The sequence below is a fragment of the Micromonospora sp. NPDC049257 genome (assembly GCF_040678915.1).
GTDB lineage: Bacteria > Actinomycetota > Actinomycetes > Mycobacteriales > Micromonosporaceae > Micromonospora > Micromonospora antibiotica.
The window spans coordinates 21,847-37,324 of the sequence record NZ_JBFAQU010000003.1; the positions used below are offsets into that span (position 1 = coordinate 21,847).

The 15,478-nt window shown below is 74.4% G+C and carries 9 protein-coding genes; 7 read left to right on the forward strand and 2 right to left on the reverse strand.

Annotation, left to right across the window (positions count from 1 at the left end):
• Window position 1: 1 nt before the first annotated feature.
• From AB0K25_RS06360 to AB0K25_RS06380, 5 genes are all read left to right on the forward strand, one after another.
• Window positions 2–1,567, forward strand: a complete 1,566-nt coding sequence (locus AB0K25_RS06360) for a glycosyltransferase family 39 protein (protein WP_363818887.1) — start codon at window positions 2–4, stop codon at window positions 1,565–1,567.
• The gene (locus tag AB0K25_RS06365; RefSeq protein WP_363818890.1) at window positions 1,564–3,549 is read left to right on the forward strand and encodes a glycosyltransferase family 2 protein; all 1,986 of its coding nucleotides are present in this window, start codon (window positions 1,564–1,566) and stop codon (window positions 3,547–3,549) included. Before AB0K25_RS06360 ends, AB0K25_RS06365 begins: the two co-directional genes overlap by 4 nt.
• Window positions 3,546–4,544 carry a glycosyl hydrolase gene (locus tag AB0K25_RS06370; RefSeq protein WP_363818893.1) on the forward strand — a complete coding sequence of 333 codons (999 nt, stop codon included), beginning with the start codon at window positions 3,546–3,548 and terminating at the stop codon, window positions 4,542–4,544. The genes AB0K25_RS06365 and AB0K25_RS06370 overlap by 4 nt, the downstream gene beginning before the upstream one ends.
• A gap of 256 nt (window positions 4,545–4,800) precedes the next feature.
• Window positions 4,801–6,036 carry a type VII secretion protein EccE gene (locus tag AB0K25_RS06375; protein WP_357535105.1) on the forward strand — a complete coding sequence of 412 codons (1,236 nt, stop codon included), beginning with the start codon at window positions 4,801–4,803 and terminating at the stop codon, window positions 6,034–6,036.
• Window positions 6,033–7,280 (forward strand): hypothetical protein, encoded by a 1,248-nt coding sequence (locus tag AB0K25_RS06380; RefSeq protein WP_357535107.1) that lies wholly within the window; start codon window positions 6,033–6,035, stop codon window positions 7,278–7,280. The genes AB0K25_RS06375 and AB0K25_RS06380 overlap by 4 nt, the downstream gene beginning before the upstream one ends.
• Here AB0K25_RS06380 and AB0K25_RS06385 read toward each other — a convergent pair.
• Together AB0K25_RS06385 and eccCa are read right to left on the reverse strand one after the other, a co-directional pair.
• Window positions 7,231–7,983, reverse strand: a complete 753-nt coding sequence (locus AB0K25_RS06385) for a hypothetical protein (protein WP_357535109.1) — start codon at window positions 7,981–7,983, stop codon at window positions 7,231–7,233. The two genes, AB0K25_RS06380 and AB0K25_RS06385, sit on opposite strands and share 50 nt — an antisense overlap.
• A 501-nt stretch (window positions 7,984–8,484) precedes the next feature.
• Window positions 8,485–12,432: a type VII secretion protein EccCa gene (gene eccCa / locus AB0K25_RS06390; protein ID WP_357535279.1), complete on the reverse strand. Its 3,948-nt coding sequence runs from the start codon at window positions 12,430–12,432 to the stop codon at window positions 8,485–8,487.
• 220 nt (window positions 12,433–12,652) lie between these two features.
• Here eccCa and eccD point away from each other — a divergent pair, with 220 nt between their 5' ends.
• Both eccD and eccB read left to right on the forward strand, forming a co-directional pair.
• Complete coding sequence (eccD, locus tag AB0K25_RS06395) at window positions 12,653–14,029, forward strand: type VII secretion integral membrane protein EccD (RefSeq protein WP_363818897.1); 1,377 nt, start codon at window positions 12,653–12,655, stop codon at window positions 14,027–14,029.
• A gap of 7 nt (window positions 14,030–14,036) precedes the next feature.
• Window positions 14,037–15,431, forward strand: coding sequence for a type VII secretion protein EccB (gene eccB / locus AB0K25_RS06400; RefSeq protein WP_357535113.1), 1,395 nt, complete (start codon window positions 14,037–14,039; stop codon window positions 15,429–15,431).
• The last annotated feature ends 47 nt before the right edge of the window (window positions 15,432–15,478 follow it).

Genomic DNA, 15,478 nt, shown 5'->3' on the forward strand with positions numbered 1-15,478 from the left:
GATGTCGCCCACCGGGGGCACCGGTGCCCGCAGCGACGCGCCGACCGCCCTGATCGTCCGGGTCCGCGACGCGCCACCCGAGCCGGCCGCCCCGTGGCGGCCCACCGAGGCCGACCAGCCGGCCCCGCCGGAGCCGCTGGACGCGCCCTGGCTGCGTCACCTGGCCCGGCTGTTGCCGATGGCCGTCGTCGCCGTCCTCGGCGGGATCGGGTTGAACCGGCCCGGCCTGTGGGAGGACGAGCTGGCCACCTGGGGCATGGTGACCGTCGGGTTCGACGACTTCGTCGCGGTGCTGCGTAACGTCGACGCCTCCATCGGCCCGTACTACCTGCTGCTGCGCGGGTGGGTGGCGCTGGCCGGCAGCTCCGACGTCGCGCTGCGGGTGCCGTCGCTGCTGGCCATGACGGCGGCGGCCGGCCTGGTCGCCGCGATCGGCCTGCGGATCGGCGGGCTACGGGTCGGGCTGGTCGCCGGCCTGCTGTTCGCGGTGCTGCCGACCACCTCCCGGTACGCCCAGGAGGCCCGACCGTACGCGTTCGCGGTGTGCGCCGCCGCGCTGGCCACCCTGCTGCTGATCCGGCTGCTGGAACGCCCCCGGTTCCTGCGCTACCTGGGCTACGCCACCGTGGTGGCGTTGCTCGGGCTGATGCACCTGGTCGGGTTGCTGCTGCTCGCCGCGCACGCGGTGGTGGCCTGGCGGGGCGCGCAGCGACGGCGTTCCTTCGTCGGCTGGCTCGGCGCGGCGGTGGCCGGCGTGCTGCCGGTCCTGCCGGTGCTCTGGTTCGGCCGCCTACAGACCGGTACGCAGATCAACTGGATTCCGCCGGTCACCCTGGACCGCCTGGTCGACACCCCGGAGGCGCTGTTCGGCGGGCCGCTGCTCGCCGGTGCGGTGCTCGCCCTGGCCTTCCTCGGCATGTCGATGCGGGAGCGGGCGGCGGTGGCCACCACCTGGCTGGTGCTGCCCGCCCTGGGCCTGCTGGTCGCCGCCCAGCTCACCCCGCTCTGGCTGCCCCGCTACCTGCTGTTCACGGTGCCGGCCTGGGCGCTGGTCGCTTCGTTGGCCCTGCGCCGCAGCTCGCTGCTGCGCGGCACGGCCGCGATGCTGGCGGTCGGGTTACTCGGCATCCCGGCGCAGGTGGAGATCCGTGGGGTCACCGGCCACAGCCAGGGCACCAAGGAGATCGCCGCGGTGCTGCGGGCGCACGCACGCCCCGGCGACATCCTGGTGTACGGCCCGTTCGACGCCGGTGACCAGCGCACCAGCCGGGACGCGGTGAACCGGTACGTCGACGAGAGCTGGCGACCCCGGGACGTGCTGATGACCGTTCCGGCCCGCCGGCAGGGCACGCTGGGCGCGCGGGAGTGCGCCGACCGGGACGTCCCGGTGTGCCTGGGTCGCCCGGAGCGGGTGTGGATCGTGCGTAAGGGGGCGTTCGACAACCCGGTGCAGCGAATCGGGGCGGCGAAGGAGACCGTGCTCAAGCCGTACGCCGTCGAGCGCACCTGGCGGGTCCGGGGCTTCAGCATCGGGCTGCTGGTGCGCAAGCCCGAGGTGACGAAGTGAGCACCCGGGCCGGCGGGGGCCGCACCGACGAGACGACGGAGTTCCACCGCCCGGTGCCACCGCCCCGCCCCGGCCCGCCGGCACCACAGCGCGGCCCGGCACCACAGCGCCGCCCCACGACCCGGCGCGGCCCGGCAGTGCAGCCCGACGCCACACCGGTCGGCCCGACAGCCGCCCGACAGGGGTCGGCGGTGCCCCCGCAGCGGCCGGCGGTTCCGCAGCGGGGGCCGGTGCCCCCGGCGTGGCCGGGACGGGCGGGCGAGCCGGGTCGGCCGGCGGCGGTGCCGATGCCCCGCGAACCGACGGCGGTGCCGGGTGGCCGGATGCCGGCGGCCCGGACACCGGCGGTGGTGCCGGCCGGCCGCGAACCGGCGGCGGTGCCGACGCCACGGGCGCCGACGGCGCGGCAGGTGGTGGCACCGGCGGCGCTGGGCCGCCCGACGACCGTCGACCCGGCGTTGCCGTTGCCGCCGGACGACGACGAGAAGGCCGCCTACCGGCACCGCCGGCTACCGGTGCTGATGATCGCCTCGTTCGTCAGCTTCACCGGGCTGCTCACCAGCCAGTTGCTCTTCGTCCGGATGGCACCCTGGCTGCTGGCGCTGCTGCCGCTGTTCGGCTTCACCGTCCTCTACTACCTGATCTCGGCGACGGTGAACATCGGCACGCCCGGGTTCGACCTGGACCGGCACCGACGGCTGGTCCGCGACTTCCGGCCGGCCGTCCACCCGTCGGTCGACGTGTTCCTGCCGGTGTGCGGCGAGGCGACCGAGGTGCTGCGCAACACCTGGGAGCACGTCAGCCGGATGGTCGACCACTACCCGGGCCGGGTGCACGTCTACGTACTCGACGACTCGGCCACCGACGAGCGGGAGGCGATGGCGCTCGCCTTCGGCTTCGTCTACCAGCGCCGCCCCAACCGGGGCTGGTACAAGAAGGCCGGCAACATGCGGTACGCGTACCAGCGCACGCTGGGCGAGCACATCCTGGTGCTCGACGCCGACTTCACCCCCCGACACGACATGCTCGACGAGATGGTGCCCTACCTGGCCGCCGAGCCGGATCTCGGGATCGTGCAGTCGCCGCAGTACTTCCGGGTGCACGCCGGGCAGGGCTGGTTGGAACGCGGGGCCGGGGCGGTGCAGGAGCTGTTCTACCGGATGGTGCAGGTGTCCCGGCAGCACCACGAGGCGGCGATCTGCGTCGGCAGCTGCGCGCTCTACCGTCGGGAGGCGCTCGACGCGATCGGCGGTTCCACGCTGATCGAGCACTCCGAGGACGTCCACACCGGGTTCGACATGCGGCGGCGTGGCTGGCGGCTGCGCTACCTGCCGGTGCCGCTGGCCACCGGGTTGTGCCCGGCCGACGTCAGCTCGTTCTTCACCCAGCAGTACCGCTGGTGTGCCGGGTCGATGAGCCTGCTCGGGTCGACGAAGTTCTGGAACACCCGGATGCGGCTGCGCACCCGGCTGTCGTACCTCTCCGGGTTCTGCTACTACCTGCACACGGCGCTGTTCACCTTCGTCGGGCCGCTGGTGCCGATCGTGCTGCTGGCCTGGTTCCCGCAGTCGGTGGCCCCGGCCAACTACCTGTGGATCGTGCCCAGCCTGATCTACAACCTGGTGGTGTTCCCGCTCTGGCACCGGTGCGCCTACCGGGTGGAGGCGTGGACCGTCAAGATGGTCTACGGCTGGTCGCACGCCTTCGCGATCTGGGACCTGCTGCGCGGGCAGAGCATGGGCTGGCAGCCCACCGGCGGCACGGGACGGAAGAACAGGACGGGTCGACTGTGGTGGGGAATGGCCGTCTGCACGGCGGGCAGTGGCGCACTGTGGACCGGCCTGGCAGCCCACCGGATGATCACCGACCAGCTGTGGACCTTCGCGCCGGCCTTCCTCGGGGGAGCGTTCTACCTGGCCGTCGCGTTGCAGGCGCTGCTGGTGAAGCCGGCGCGGGACATCCGGCCGGGGCGTTCCCGGTGACCTCCCGCCAACTGTTCACCATCGTGACGATGTTCGTGATCGGGGTCTTCGGCTACGCCGCGCTCGCGCCCGCCCCGGCCGGCCGCCCGGCCCGGTTCGCCACCGGACCCAGCGCGTCGCCCTCCCCCACCGGCCCGCCCCCGGCGTACGACGTCCGCCCGCTGGTGCAACCGCAGGGCCGCTACCTGGGGGTGGCGCTGAGCGGGGCGCCGCAGGACATGAGCCGGGTCGACCGGTTCGCCGACCTGGTCGGCAGCAAGCCCAACATCATCACCATCTACGAGAGCTTCGACGACGAGTTCGCCGCCGCCGAGGTCCGCCGCGTCCACCAGTACGGCGCACTACCGATCGTCCGCTGGGAACCGTTCAAGGCGAAACTCAAGGACATCGCCGCCGGGCGGCACGACCCGTACCTGGTGGAGTTCGCCGTCGCGGTACGCCGGCTCAACCTGCCGGTGGCGCTCACCATCGCACACGAGATGAACGGCCACTGGTACTCCTGGGGCGCGCACGACAACACGGCCAAGGACTTCGTCGCCGCCTGGCGGCACATCCACGCCGTCTTCGCCCGCGCCGACGCCACGAACGTCATCTGGACCTGGACCCCGAACGTGATCAACCCGGTCCCCTCGGTGAAACTCGCCCCGCTCTACCCCGGCGACGCGTACGTGGACTGGGTCGGCATCGACGGCTACTTCACCCGACGCGGCGAGCAGACCTTCGACGACCTCTTCGCACCCACCATCAGGCAGGTCCGCAAGTTCACCGCCCGACCACTGCTGATCGTGGAGACCGGGGCCGAACCGGGCACGATGCGCCGCCGCGCGGTCGACGAACTCTTCACCGCGATGCGGAAACGACCCGACCTGCTCGGGTTCGTCTACTTCAACCAGAAGGGCTCCGGCGACTGGGTCATCGACTCGGACCGACCGGCGGTGGCCGCGTACCGGGCCGGGGTGGCCGCCGACCCCCGGATCGGTTTCCGGGTGAACTGACAGGCCGCCCAGTTCCCGGCCCTGGAAGACTTCGCCCTCGACCCCGCAGTCGACTGTGGACCGGCCCGACCCGGGCCCGCCACGAGCCGGCCTGCGGACGATTCGACCTGCAACGGACCGGCCGCCTCGGCAGCCCGGCGGCGGGTGCCCGGCCGCCGACCCCACGGGCCCCGGGTGGCGGCGGCGGGTTCCTATGATGAGGGCGACCCACCGTGGGTGGGTCACACGGGTCGAGGCGTCTGGGGGGCAGCCGGAGATGACCGGAGCACCACGACCGGGACACACCACCCTCCGGCCGGAACACTCCGACGCCCGCCTGCACCTGGCCCCCCGTCGCCGTCCCGGCCGGATCGGTGAGCTGCACGTCCTGCAACTGCTCCTGGTGGAGGCGGTGCTGATCGGCGTCCTCGCCAGTGGACTGTTCGGCATGCCGGTGCTGGTCGTCGCCGCGCTCTGCGGCGTACTCCTGCTGACCGTGGTGTTCCTGCGCTCGCGGGGCCGCTGGTGGCTGGAGAAGCGGTCGCTGGCCCGGCAGCACCGGCGGCGGGCCGCCGCAGCGGTGCCGGTGGCCGCCGACGCGGGGTTGGACGCCCTGCAACGACTCGCCCCCGGCCTGTCGGTGGGCACCGTGGCGCTGACCGACGGGACCCGGATCGGGGTGGCCCGCGACGACGCCGGCTGGTTCGCGGTGGCCGCCGTCGGCGGGTCCGGGCCGACCGGTGACGCGCCGGGCGGCCTGCCGCTGGACGTGCTGGCCACCGCACTGGCGGAATCCGGGCAGCCGGGCGCCGTGCTCCAGGTGGTGACCAGCACCGTCCCGGCCGGCGGGCCGGGTGACGACCCGACCGCCCCGGCCCGGGAGTCCTACCGGCAGTTGCTGGCCGGCCTCGACGGCGGTCCGGTCCCGAGGGCGCGGGCGACCTGGGTGGCGGTCCGGCTGGACGCCCGCGCGCTGGCCGAGGCGATCGGTGACTACGCGGTCGACCTGGGGATCGCCCCGTCGGTGGTGGCCGCGCTGGCCCGCCAGGTCGGCAGGTCACTGCGCCGGTGCGGGGTCGAGCACCGCTTGCTGGACGCCCACGGCCTGCTCGCCGCCGTCGGCCGGTCCTGTGGGTTCACCCCGGGCGTCCCGCTCGGCGCGACCCCGGTCCGCGAGGAGTGGTCGGCGTGGCACTGCGGCCCGCTCGCGCACCGCTCGTTCTGGATCCGCCGCTGGCCCCCCGTCGACCGGGCGGCGGCCATGCTCGGCTGGCTGGAGACCCTGCCCGCCTCGCTGGTGACGGTGTCGTTGACGGCCGCCTCCAACGGGCCGGGGGAGGATCTCGACCTGCGGGGGCTGGTCCGCGTCACCGGGCCGACGGAGCTGCTGCCGCAGCTGTGCGGGCCGGCCGTCGACGGGGTACGGCAGGCGGGCGGGGAACTCTTTCCCCTCGACGGCGAACACGGCCCGGCGGTGTACGCGTCGGCACCGACGGGGGGTGGCGCGGGATGACCGGACCGGATGACGAACGACGCACGACGGTGCCGGCCACCTTCGGCGCGTCCCCGGCCCGGCCGGCCGGGCCGTACCGGGAGCCGGCCGGTGAGCCGTACCCGGCGGAGCCGGCCGGTGAGCCGTACCCGCAGGGCCCGACCGAGGGGTCGTATCCGCGGGATTCGACCGGTGGACCTCGCTCCCCGGGTCAGGCCGGTGGGGCGTATCGCCCGGGGCCGGCGGCTGCCGGGGCGTACCCGGGCGGACCGGTCGCCGCTGCCGCCGCACCAACGCCGGTCACCGCACCGCCGGTCGCTGCGGACGCACCGGTGCTGGGTGCCTCAGGCGCCCGGAGCGGTGGCGACGCCGACGCGGCCGGCACCGCCACCGCCACCGCGCTGGCCACCGCCGACCCGCTGACCCGGGCCCTCGCCAGTCCGCTGGCCGCCCCGGAAAGCCATCCACCCGCTCCACCGGGGCCACCGCCGGCCCACGGCCTCGGGGCCGAGGACGTCCCCGGCCGTGGTGGGCCGTCCGGGCGGCTGCCCCGGCTGCGGATCGGCACCCACGCGGTCTCCCCGGCGGCCCTCGCCCGGCTCAGCCCCACCCCGCTGCCGGCCGGTCTGGTGCTCGGGGCGGACCGCCGCCGGGCAGCGGTCACGATCCGGCTGTTCCGCCCGGAACCGACCCGGGTGACCCTGGTCGGCGGGGTGTGGGCGGGGCAGCTCGTCGCCTTCCGGGCGCTGGCCCTGGGGGCCCGGGTCGTCGTGCTCACCGCCGACCCGGCCGGCTGGGCCGGATTCGGCACGGCGGCGCTCGGCCGGGCCGCCGACCGGGTCGAGATACACGCCGACGGCCGCCCGCTGCCCACCGCCGGCACCGCCCAGCAGCCCGTCCTGATCGTCCGCGACCTACCGCCCGGCGCGACCGCCCCGACCACACCCGGGTCGACGTCCCCCGACCCGACCGCGTCCGGGACGGCGTCCCCCGGGGTGTGGCAGGCCGAGCTGACCGTGTTGCGGCGGCTCGATGCCGGCACCGCGCCCGCCCTGCACGACAGCGATCTCTGCGTGCTGCAACGGCTCTCCGCCGACGAGTCGGCGACGGCGCAGCAGGCGCTGCGGCTGCCCCCGGACGGCGGCCGGTTCCTCCAGGTGATGGCCGACGACATGCTCACCCTGGTCGGTGGCGGCACGGACCGGCACCTGTGGATCAGCCAGACGTCGGTCGAGCAGCACCTGCTGGGCGCACCCCGCCGCTGACGAGCAGCCCGGCCAGGCGCTTCTTCCGGCTGTTCTCCCGGACGATCCAGGCCACGTCGCCGTCGTCGACGCCGGCCAGCGCCCGGAACAGCGGCAGGCCGGCAGCCGGATCGGCAGCCACCGCGACACTCCAGCAGTAGCCCAACGCCTGACGCAGGGCCCGGACGTCGTCGTCGCGGCGACGGCCGGACGGCAGCGCGGCCAGCCCCGCCGTCGCCCGGTCGCACAGGACGACGGCGCGGGCGGCGGCCTCCGGGTGGGTCAGCAGTCGCGGTTCGCAGACGGCCGCGACAGCCGCCCGCCAGACCAGCGGGTGCGGGTCCCCGGCCCACGCCGTGCCGAGGTCGAGCAGGCTCGGCAGGTCGGCGTCGCCGAGCCGCTGCAACGCCAGGGCCACCGCCTCGCGTACCCGCCAGCGGGGGTCGGTGGCGTGGTCGTGCAGGCGTGCCTCGATGCGTCTGGGGGCCCGCCCGCCGGCCGCCAGCAGACGACCCAGACCGAGCACCCCGCAGAACACCAGATACTCGTCGTCGGTGCCGATCAGATGGTCGAACGAGGCGGGCCCGCCCTCGTCGGCGACGGCCTGGGCGAGCTCAAGGTTGGCCCGTGGCCCGGGCAGCCCCGAATGCTCCCGCAGGAACGCCGGCCACCGCGCGGGACCCCGCTCCCGCAGCTCGGTCCGGTACTGGTCACGCCGGCTCACCAGCGCAGCGTAACCCGCCCGATCCCCATGCAGAGTCGGCCCGACACGCGCACCCTCGGATGGGTAACTCCCGGCCGTCACCCAAACGGGTCGTACTCTCACGTTGCGCTGCTCTGCTACGTCGACGAGTCGTGCACCGCCCGGGGTCTACCGGGTCGGAGCGTTGCTGGTGCCCGACACCGTGGCGATCCCGCTCAGCGAGGCTCTCGATCGCGTCATGGTCGACGCCGCGAAGACGTACGGGGTTCCCGCCGACGCGGAGCTGCACGGCTACGAGATCTTCCACTCAACGAGCAACTCTGGTCGCTCGTCGAGCCACGCCGCCACCACTCGTGGTGCTGGGATCCGCTGCGAAGGCAAACCCGAGACGGATGCACGAGAGGCCCGCATCAGCGGGCCTCAAGGCGGGCGCGGGAGCCCGGCGGGCGTCCTGCATCATCCAGGCTAGCAGGCAGTTCTGCTCTTCGGGAGCAGAACCGACCGTCGGACCGACGGCCCCGCTCACGCCGGGGGCACCAGGGGGAGTTGGACGAGTTGGGCGCCGTGGCGCCGGGTGAACAGCCAACCCCGGCCGGCGGGCAGCCGCTGCGGCCTGACGGTGCCGAACAGCGCGCCCTCCTCCCGCGGCCCGGACATCATGATGCCCGGGGAGGCCAGTTCCCTGATCCGCCCGATCATCGGGTCGAACATGGCCCGTCCGGCACCGCCGATCCGTCGGGTCAGCACCAGGTGCAGGCCGATGTCGCGGGCCTGCGGCAGGTACTCCAGCAGCGGCGCGAGCGGGTTGACCGCCGCCCCGGCCACCAGGTCGTAGTCGTCGACCAGCAGGTAGAGCTCCGGCCCCTTCCACCAGCTGCGGTCGCGCAGTTGCTCGGCGGTGACGTCCCGCCCCGGCAACCGCTCCCCCATCACCGTGGACACCTGCTTGACCAGGTCGGCGGTGACCTGCGGGGAGGTGCCGTAACCGATCAGGTGCTCGGAGTCCACCGCGCCGAGCAGGCTACGCCGGAAGTCGACCAGGATGATCCGGGCCTGCGCCGGGTCGTTGCCCTCGACGATGCTGCGGGCCAGCCCACGCAGGAAGGTGCTCTTGCCGCACTCGACGTCCCCGAAGAGCAGCAGGTGCGGCTCGGCGGTGAAGTCGAGGCGTACCGGCTGGAGGTCGGTCTCGGCGATGCCGATCGGGATCAGGCCGCCCTGCGCGGCGGGCAGCGCCTCGAAGGGTAGCTCGGCGGGGAGCAGCCGCACCGCCGGGGCACCTGCCGACGTCCAGTGCTGCTGCACCTGCCTGACCAGGTCGGCCAGCGCGTCCGGCAGGTAATCGACCACGGGCCGGCCGTCGAGGCGGGGCAGGCCGGCGAGGAAGTGCAGGCCGTCGGGGGTGAGCCCGTGGCCGTGCTGCTCCGGCACGTTCACTGCGGCCCGCCGGTTGATCACCGAGTCGGCCGGCTCGCCGAGGCGCAGCTCCACCTTCGCACCGAACATGTCCCGCACCGCGGGCCGGACGTCCATCCACCTGTTGGTCGCGGCCAGGATGTGGATGCCGTAGCCGAGCCCCCGATTCGCCAGCTCGGTGACCAGGGGTTCCAGGTCCTCGAACTCGGCCCGCAGCGCCGCCCAGCCGTCCACCACCAGGAACACGTCACCGAACGGGTCCTCCTGGAAACGGCCCTCCCGGCGGGCCCGCCGGTAGGCCGCCGCGCCCTCCACCGCGTGCGTGGTGAACAACGCGTCCCGGGCCTGCATCAACCCGTGCAGCTCGGCGATGGTCCGCCGGACCTTGTCCACCTCACGTCGGCTGGCCACCCCGCCGACGTGCGGCAGGCCGGCCAGCGCGGCCAGGGTGCCGCCGCCGAAGTCGAGGCAGTAGAACTGCGCCTCGCGCGGGGTGTTGCCCAGGGCCAGGCTGGTGATCAGGGTACGCAGCAGGTTGCTCTTGCCGGTCTGCGGTGCGCCCACCACCATCACGTTGCCGGCCGCCCCGGCCAGGTCCAACCAGAGCGGGTCGCGGCGCTGCTCCAGCGGTTTGTCGACGATGCCGGCGACACCGTGCAGTGCGCCGTGCCGGTCCTCGGCGGCGATCGTCAGGCCCCGCACCGGGGACACCTGCACCGGTGGCAGCAGCGCGTCGAGGGTGGGCGGCTCCTCCAGCGGCGGCAACCAGACCTGGTGGGCGGCCGGCCCGTGCCCCCGCATCCGCGCCACCAGCACGTCGAGCAGGCTCTCCCCGACATGCTCGTCGACCGGGGCCCGGGTGGGCTCGTCCGGCTCGTCGTCGGTGGCGAGCGGGACGTAGTCGGTGGTGTAGTCGCGTACCGGGTCGATCAGCCGGCCACCGACGGTGGGCACCCCGCCGTGCTGCCGGACCGCCCCCGAGACGTACGCGGCCTTGAACCGGATCAGCCCCTCGGTGCCGGCCTTGAGGTAGCCGTGCCCCGGCGAGCGGGGCAGCTCGTACGCGTCGGCCACCCCGAGCACCGCGCGGGACTCCATCGAGGAGAACGTCCGCAACCCCAGCCGGTACGACAGGTGCGTCTCCAGGCCCCGCAGCCGCCCCTCCTCCAGCCGCTGCGAGGCCAGCAGCAGGTGCATGCCCAGCGACCGGCCCACCCGGCCGATCTGCACGAACATGTCGATGAAGTCCGGTCGGGCGCTGAGCAGCTCGCTGAACTCGTCCACCACGATCAGCAGGCTGGGCAGCGGGGCGAGCGGCACCCCGGCCGCGCGGGCCCGCTCGTAGTCGCGCTGCGAGGCGTAGTTGCCGGCCCGGCGCAGCAGCTCCTGCCGGCGGGTGATCTCGCCCTGGATCGCCCCGAGCATCCGGTCGACCAGGAACAACTCGTCGGCCAGGTTGGTGATCACGGCACTGGTGTGCGGCAGCCGGTCCAGCGCGGCGAAGGTGGCACCGCCCTTGAAGTCGACAAGCACCAGGTTGAGGATCTCCGGGCTGTGCGTGACGGTCAGCGCCAGCACCAGCGTCCGCAGCAGCTCGCTCTTGCCGGAGCCGGTCGCGCCGACCAGCAGCCCGTGCGGGCCCATCCCCTCCTGGGCGGACTCCTTGAGGTCCAGCTCGATCGGCCGGCCGTTCTCGTTGACCCCGATCGGCACCCGCAACCGACTGCGGTTGGGCCGGCTGCCCCAGGCGGTGGCCAGGTCCAGCTCGTAGGGGTCACCGAGGCCGAGCAGGTCGGCCAACCCCAGGTCGGCGGCCACGGTCGGCTGGTCGACGTACGACGCGGCGGACAGCCGCAGCGGGGACAACTCCCGGGCCAGCACCTCGGCCCGGGCCGGATCGAGGGTGTCGGCCCGGCCGACCCGGGTGCTGCCGTCCATCGTGGTGCCCGAGATGGTGCCGTCCTCGGCGACGTCGAGCACCACGGAGGTCTCGTCGAGCAGGCGCGGGGGGTGACCGGTGAGGTCCAGCAGGGTCACCCCGGCGACCCCGCCCTCGGTCATCAGGTGGTCGGAGCCGGCGACCTGCCCGCCGTCGATCACCACCAGCACGTACGGCGCGACGGTCGCCGTCGCCGACGGGTCGAAGCGCGGCCGGTTGGCGAGCACGTCGACGAGCATCGCCTCCAGCGCCACCACGGTCGGGGCGAAGAGCCGGATCGGCCCGACCGCGTCGAGTTTCGTCGGGTGCTGGGCGTGCGGCAGCCACTTCGCCCACTCCCACCCGGCCCGGCGGTCGGGGTCGACGCAGAGCGCGACCAGCAGGTCGTCGGGGGCGTGGAAAGTGGTCAACTGGGCCACCACCGCGCGCACCAACCCGCGTACGGCGTCGTCGGCCCCGCGCAGGTGGACGTGGGAGAAGTCGCGCAGGGCGATCGCCACCGGCAGGTCGGGCACCACCGAGTAGGTGGCGACGAACCGGCGCAGCGCCACCGCGCACAGCGGCTCCAACTCGTCCACCGGGCGGGTCTGCGGCGGGATCAGCGGGGTGGCGACCTCCTGCGGGCCGAGCCCGATGCGGACCACGCTGAAGTCGGCATCGCCCCGCCGACGCTCCCACAGCCGGCCACTGGTCACCGTGGACCAGAGCGAGTCCGGGTCGGGGTGCCGGTAGTGGATGGCCTCCCGCTGCTGGCGGACCGTGTTGCGGACCTGGGCCCGCAGCTGGGTGAGGCGGCGCAGGTACTGCCGGCGTGCCTCGATCATCTCGCGTTTGCCCGGCCCGGACTGGTTGACCACCATCACCGCGATCATGCCGAGGATGGAGACCCCGTACATGCCACCGACCACATAGGTCATCACTCCACCGCGCTGCATGCCCATCATCAGGCCCATCGCCGCGGCACCGGCCGCCATCGGCAGGATCATCAGCATCCGGGTCCAGCCCCGGCCGCCGGCCGCCGGCACCTCCGGCGGCGGGTCGAGCAGCACCTCCCCGGTCGGCAGCGGGGGTGCCGGCCGGCGGGGTGGACGCTTGACGACCACCAACGACGACATCTCCCCCGTACCTCCCACCACATAGGTCACCGGCGGCCCACTCTATCGACCGGTCGCCCCTGGCAGGGACCGCCGTCCGCCCGTCGGCCGGACCCCCCGACGGGCGGCCCCGCCGTGCTACCTTGACCGCCGCGGAGGGCCCAGGAGGCGACCGCGCGGACGCGTGGCACACGGGGAGGTGACCAGCGTGACGGCCCCGGGCGGTCTCAGTCTGGCCAGGGTGACGATCGCCGCTCCCCAGCGGCGGATGGACGTGGCGTTGCCCAACGGCATGCTCGTCGGGGAGTTGTTGCCGCACCTGCTCCGGCATGCCGGGGAGGGGCTCGGCGACGTCGGTGAGCAGCAGGGCGGCTGGGTGCTCCGACGGGCCACCGGCACCCTGTTGGAGGCCACCCGCAACCTCGCCGTGCAGGGCGTCCGCGACGGCGAGCTGCTGCACCTCACGCCGGGCCGCGACGAATGGCCCGAGCTGGCGTACGACGACGTGGTCGAGGTGATCGCCAGCGGCGCGCGCCGGACCGGTCGGTCGTGGAGCAACGACGCCACCCGGCGGGCCGGGTTGACGGTGACCGCCGCGCTGCTCGGATTCGGGCTGTTCGCCCTGCTCGCGGTCGGCTCGCCGTGGCGGGCCCCGGGCCTGCTGGCGCTGGGGGTCGCGGCGCTGCTGGCGGTCGCCGGGCCGGTGCTGTCGCGGGCCGTGCCCGACGCGACCGCCGGTGCCGTGGTCGCCGCCGCCGGCCTGCCCTACGCCCTGCTCGGCGGGGCGTTGCTCGCCGCCCCGGACGGGGTGCGGATCGTCGACCTGGGCGCACCGAGCCTGCTGCTCGGCTCCGCCGCACTGCTGGTCTTCGGCATCGCCGGGTACGCGGCGGTGGGCGGTGTGCAGCGGCTGTTCATGGCCGGGGCTGCCGCCGGCCTGACCGGCGTGCTGGCCGCGCTGCTCTGCTACGGCGGGGTCTCCCCCGCCGGGGCGGCGGCGGCGACGTTGACCACCGTGATCGGTCTGCTGCCCGGTTACCCGTTGATCGCCGGTTGGTTGGGCAGGCTGCCGGTGCCGGAGCTGCCCGACCGGCCGGAGGAGATCCTCAAGGACCGGCCGGTGCCCGAGCGGGCGAGGGTCTTCGTGACGGTGGCGCGGGCCACCGAGCTGCTCACCGGGATGCTGCTGTCCGCGTCGGTCTGCGGCGCGCTCGCCATCGCGTTCCTGCTGACCGAGGACCGCACCCCGGCCGGCGTGTTGCTGGCGCTCTGCGGTGCCGGTGCGCTGCTGCTGCGCGGGCGGCTGTTCCCGACCGCCGCGCAGCGGGTGCCGCTGCTGGTCAGTGGCCTGTTGGGGCTGTCGGCGCTGACCGTGGCCGCGCTGCTGGCCACCACGTCGGGCGGTGACCGGATGCTGATCGGGCTCGGTGTGGTCGCCGTGGCGGCGGTGACCCTGGTCGCCGGCCTGCTCTACAGCCGTCGCCGACCGTCACCCTATCTGGGCCGGGCCGCCGACATCGCCGACGTGATCGCCATCATGGCGTTGATTCCGCTGGCCTGCGCGGTCATCGGCCTGTTCGGGGCGATCCGGGGGATGTTCGCCTCGATCGGCGGGTGAGGCGACGATGACGACCCGCCGCGACCAGCTCCAGTCCTACCAGTTCATGACCCAGCGGGTGATGTCCGCGTTCGTGATGCGCGAGACCGACCCGCAGCAGTCGCCGCTGCGTCGGGGCATCGGCGCGTTGTTCGGCGGCCTGATGGTGGCCGTCCTGGTCGCCGCCGGGGTGGGCATCTACGGACTGCTCACCAAGGTCGGCGGGGACAGTTGGCGCAAGCCCGGCTCGGTGGTGGTCGAGAAGGAGACCGGCGCCACCTACGTCTATCTGGACGGCCGGCTGCACCCCACGCTCAACTACGCCTCCGCGTTGCTGGCCGCCGGTCGCCCCGGCACCCCCGTGGTACGCGTCTCCAGCAGCACCCTCAGCGCGGTCCCCCGGGGCGTGACGATGGGCATCCCGAACGCCCCGGCCTCGCTGCCGGCAGCGGACCGGCAGGCGGGTCTGCCGTGGACGGTCTGCTCCGCCCCGGCGACCGACGACACCGGCCGTACCACCGACACGGTGACCCTGGCGCTGGCCGCCCGCCCGGTCGACGGGCGGGGCGTCGGCGACGACGGGCTGCTCGTCAAGGACGCCACGCTGGGCATGAACTACCTGGTCTGGCACGGTCGCCGGCACCTGGTGCAGGGTTCCCGGGTGGTCGTGCCCGCCCTGTTCGGGGCGGTCACCCCGACCCCCGTCGGCACCGCCTGGCTGAACGCGCTGCCCGCCGGGGTCGACCTCGCCGCCCTGCCCGTCGCCGACCGGGACGACCCGTCCCGGGAGGTGCCCGGCCGCCGCAACGGTGACGTGCTGGTCACCCAGACCGCTTCCGGCCCGCAGCACTACCTGGTGCTCACCGACGGGGTCGCCCCGATCACCCCCGTGCAGCAGGCCATCCAGACCGGCCAGTCGGGGCGGCAACCGGTGCCGGTCGCCGTCTCCGCGGTCACCGCGCTGCCGAAGAGCGGGCAGCTACCCCGCCCGGCGGACCGGGGCCAGCCGCCCGCCACCCCACCGAAGCTGCTCGGCCCGGAGCCGGGCCAGCAGCTCTGTGCCGCCACCTCCGACGCCGGCACCCCGCCGGAGCTGACCGTGGGCGGCACGATGCCCGGCGCGGACCGGGCCGCGCCGACCGGTTCCGTCTCCCCGGACGGCGTCCCGCTCGCCGACCGGATCGCCGCCCCCGCCGGCCGGGTCACCGTGCTGAAGCTGCTCGGCAGCCCCGGGGCCTACAGCATCGTCACCGACCTGGGCATCCGGTACGCGGTGCCGTCGGCCGAGGCGTTGCGCCTGCTCGGCTACCCGGCGGAGGGTGCGTTGGTGGTGCCACCGAGCCTGACCATGCTGGTCCCGACCGGCCCGACCCTGGACCCACGGGGCGCGGTCCGTCCCGCCCCGGTCACCGTCGGGGGCTGACCGACCCCACCGGGCGTACCGGCCCGCCCGACCGCTGTCCCCGGGCG

Bases quoted from the DNA above. Each gene is read 5' to 3' on its own strand.
- eccCa (WP_357535279.1), bottom strand. From the start codon at position 12,432: ATGTCGTCGTTGGTGGTCGTCAAGCGTCCACCCCGCCGGCCGGCACCC.
- AB0K25_RS06375 (WP_357535105.1), top strand. From the start codon at position 4,801: ATGACCGGAGCACCACGACCGGGACACACCACCCTCCGGCCGGAACAC.
- eccB (WP_357535113.1), top strand. From the start codon at position 14,037: ATGACGACCCGCCGCGACCAGCTCCAGTCCTACCAGTTCATGACCCAG.
- AB0K25_RS06380 (WP_357535107.1), top strand. From the start codon at position 6,033: ATGACCGGACCGGATGACGAACGACGCACGACGGTGCCGGCCACCTTC.
- AB0K25_RS06360 (WP_363818887.1), top strand. From the start codon at position 2: ATGTCGCCCACCGGGGGCACCGGTGCCCGCAGCGACGCGCCGACCGCC.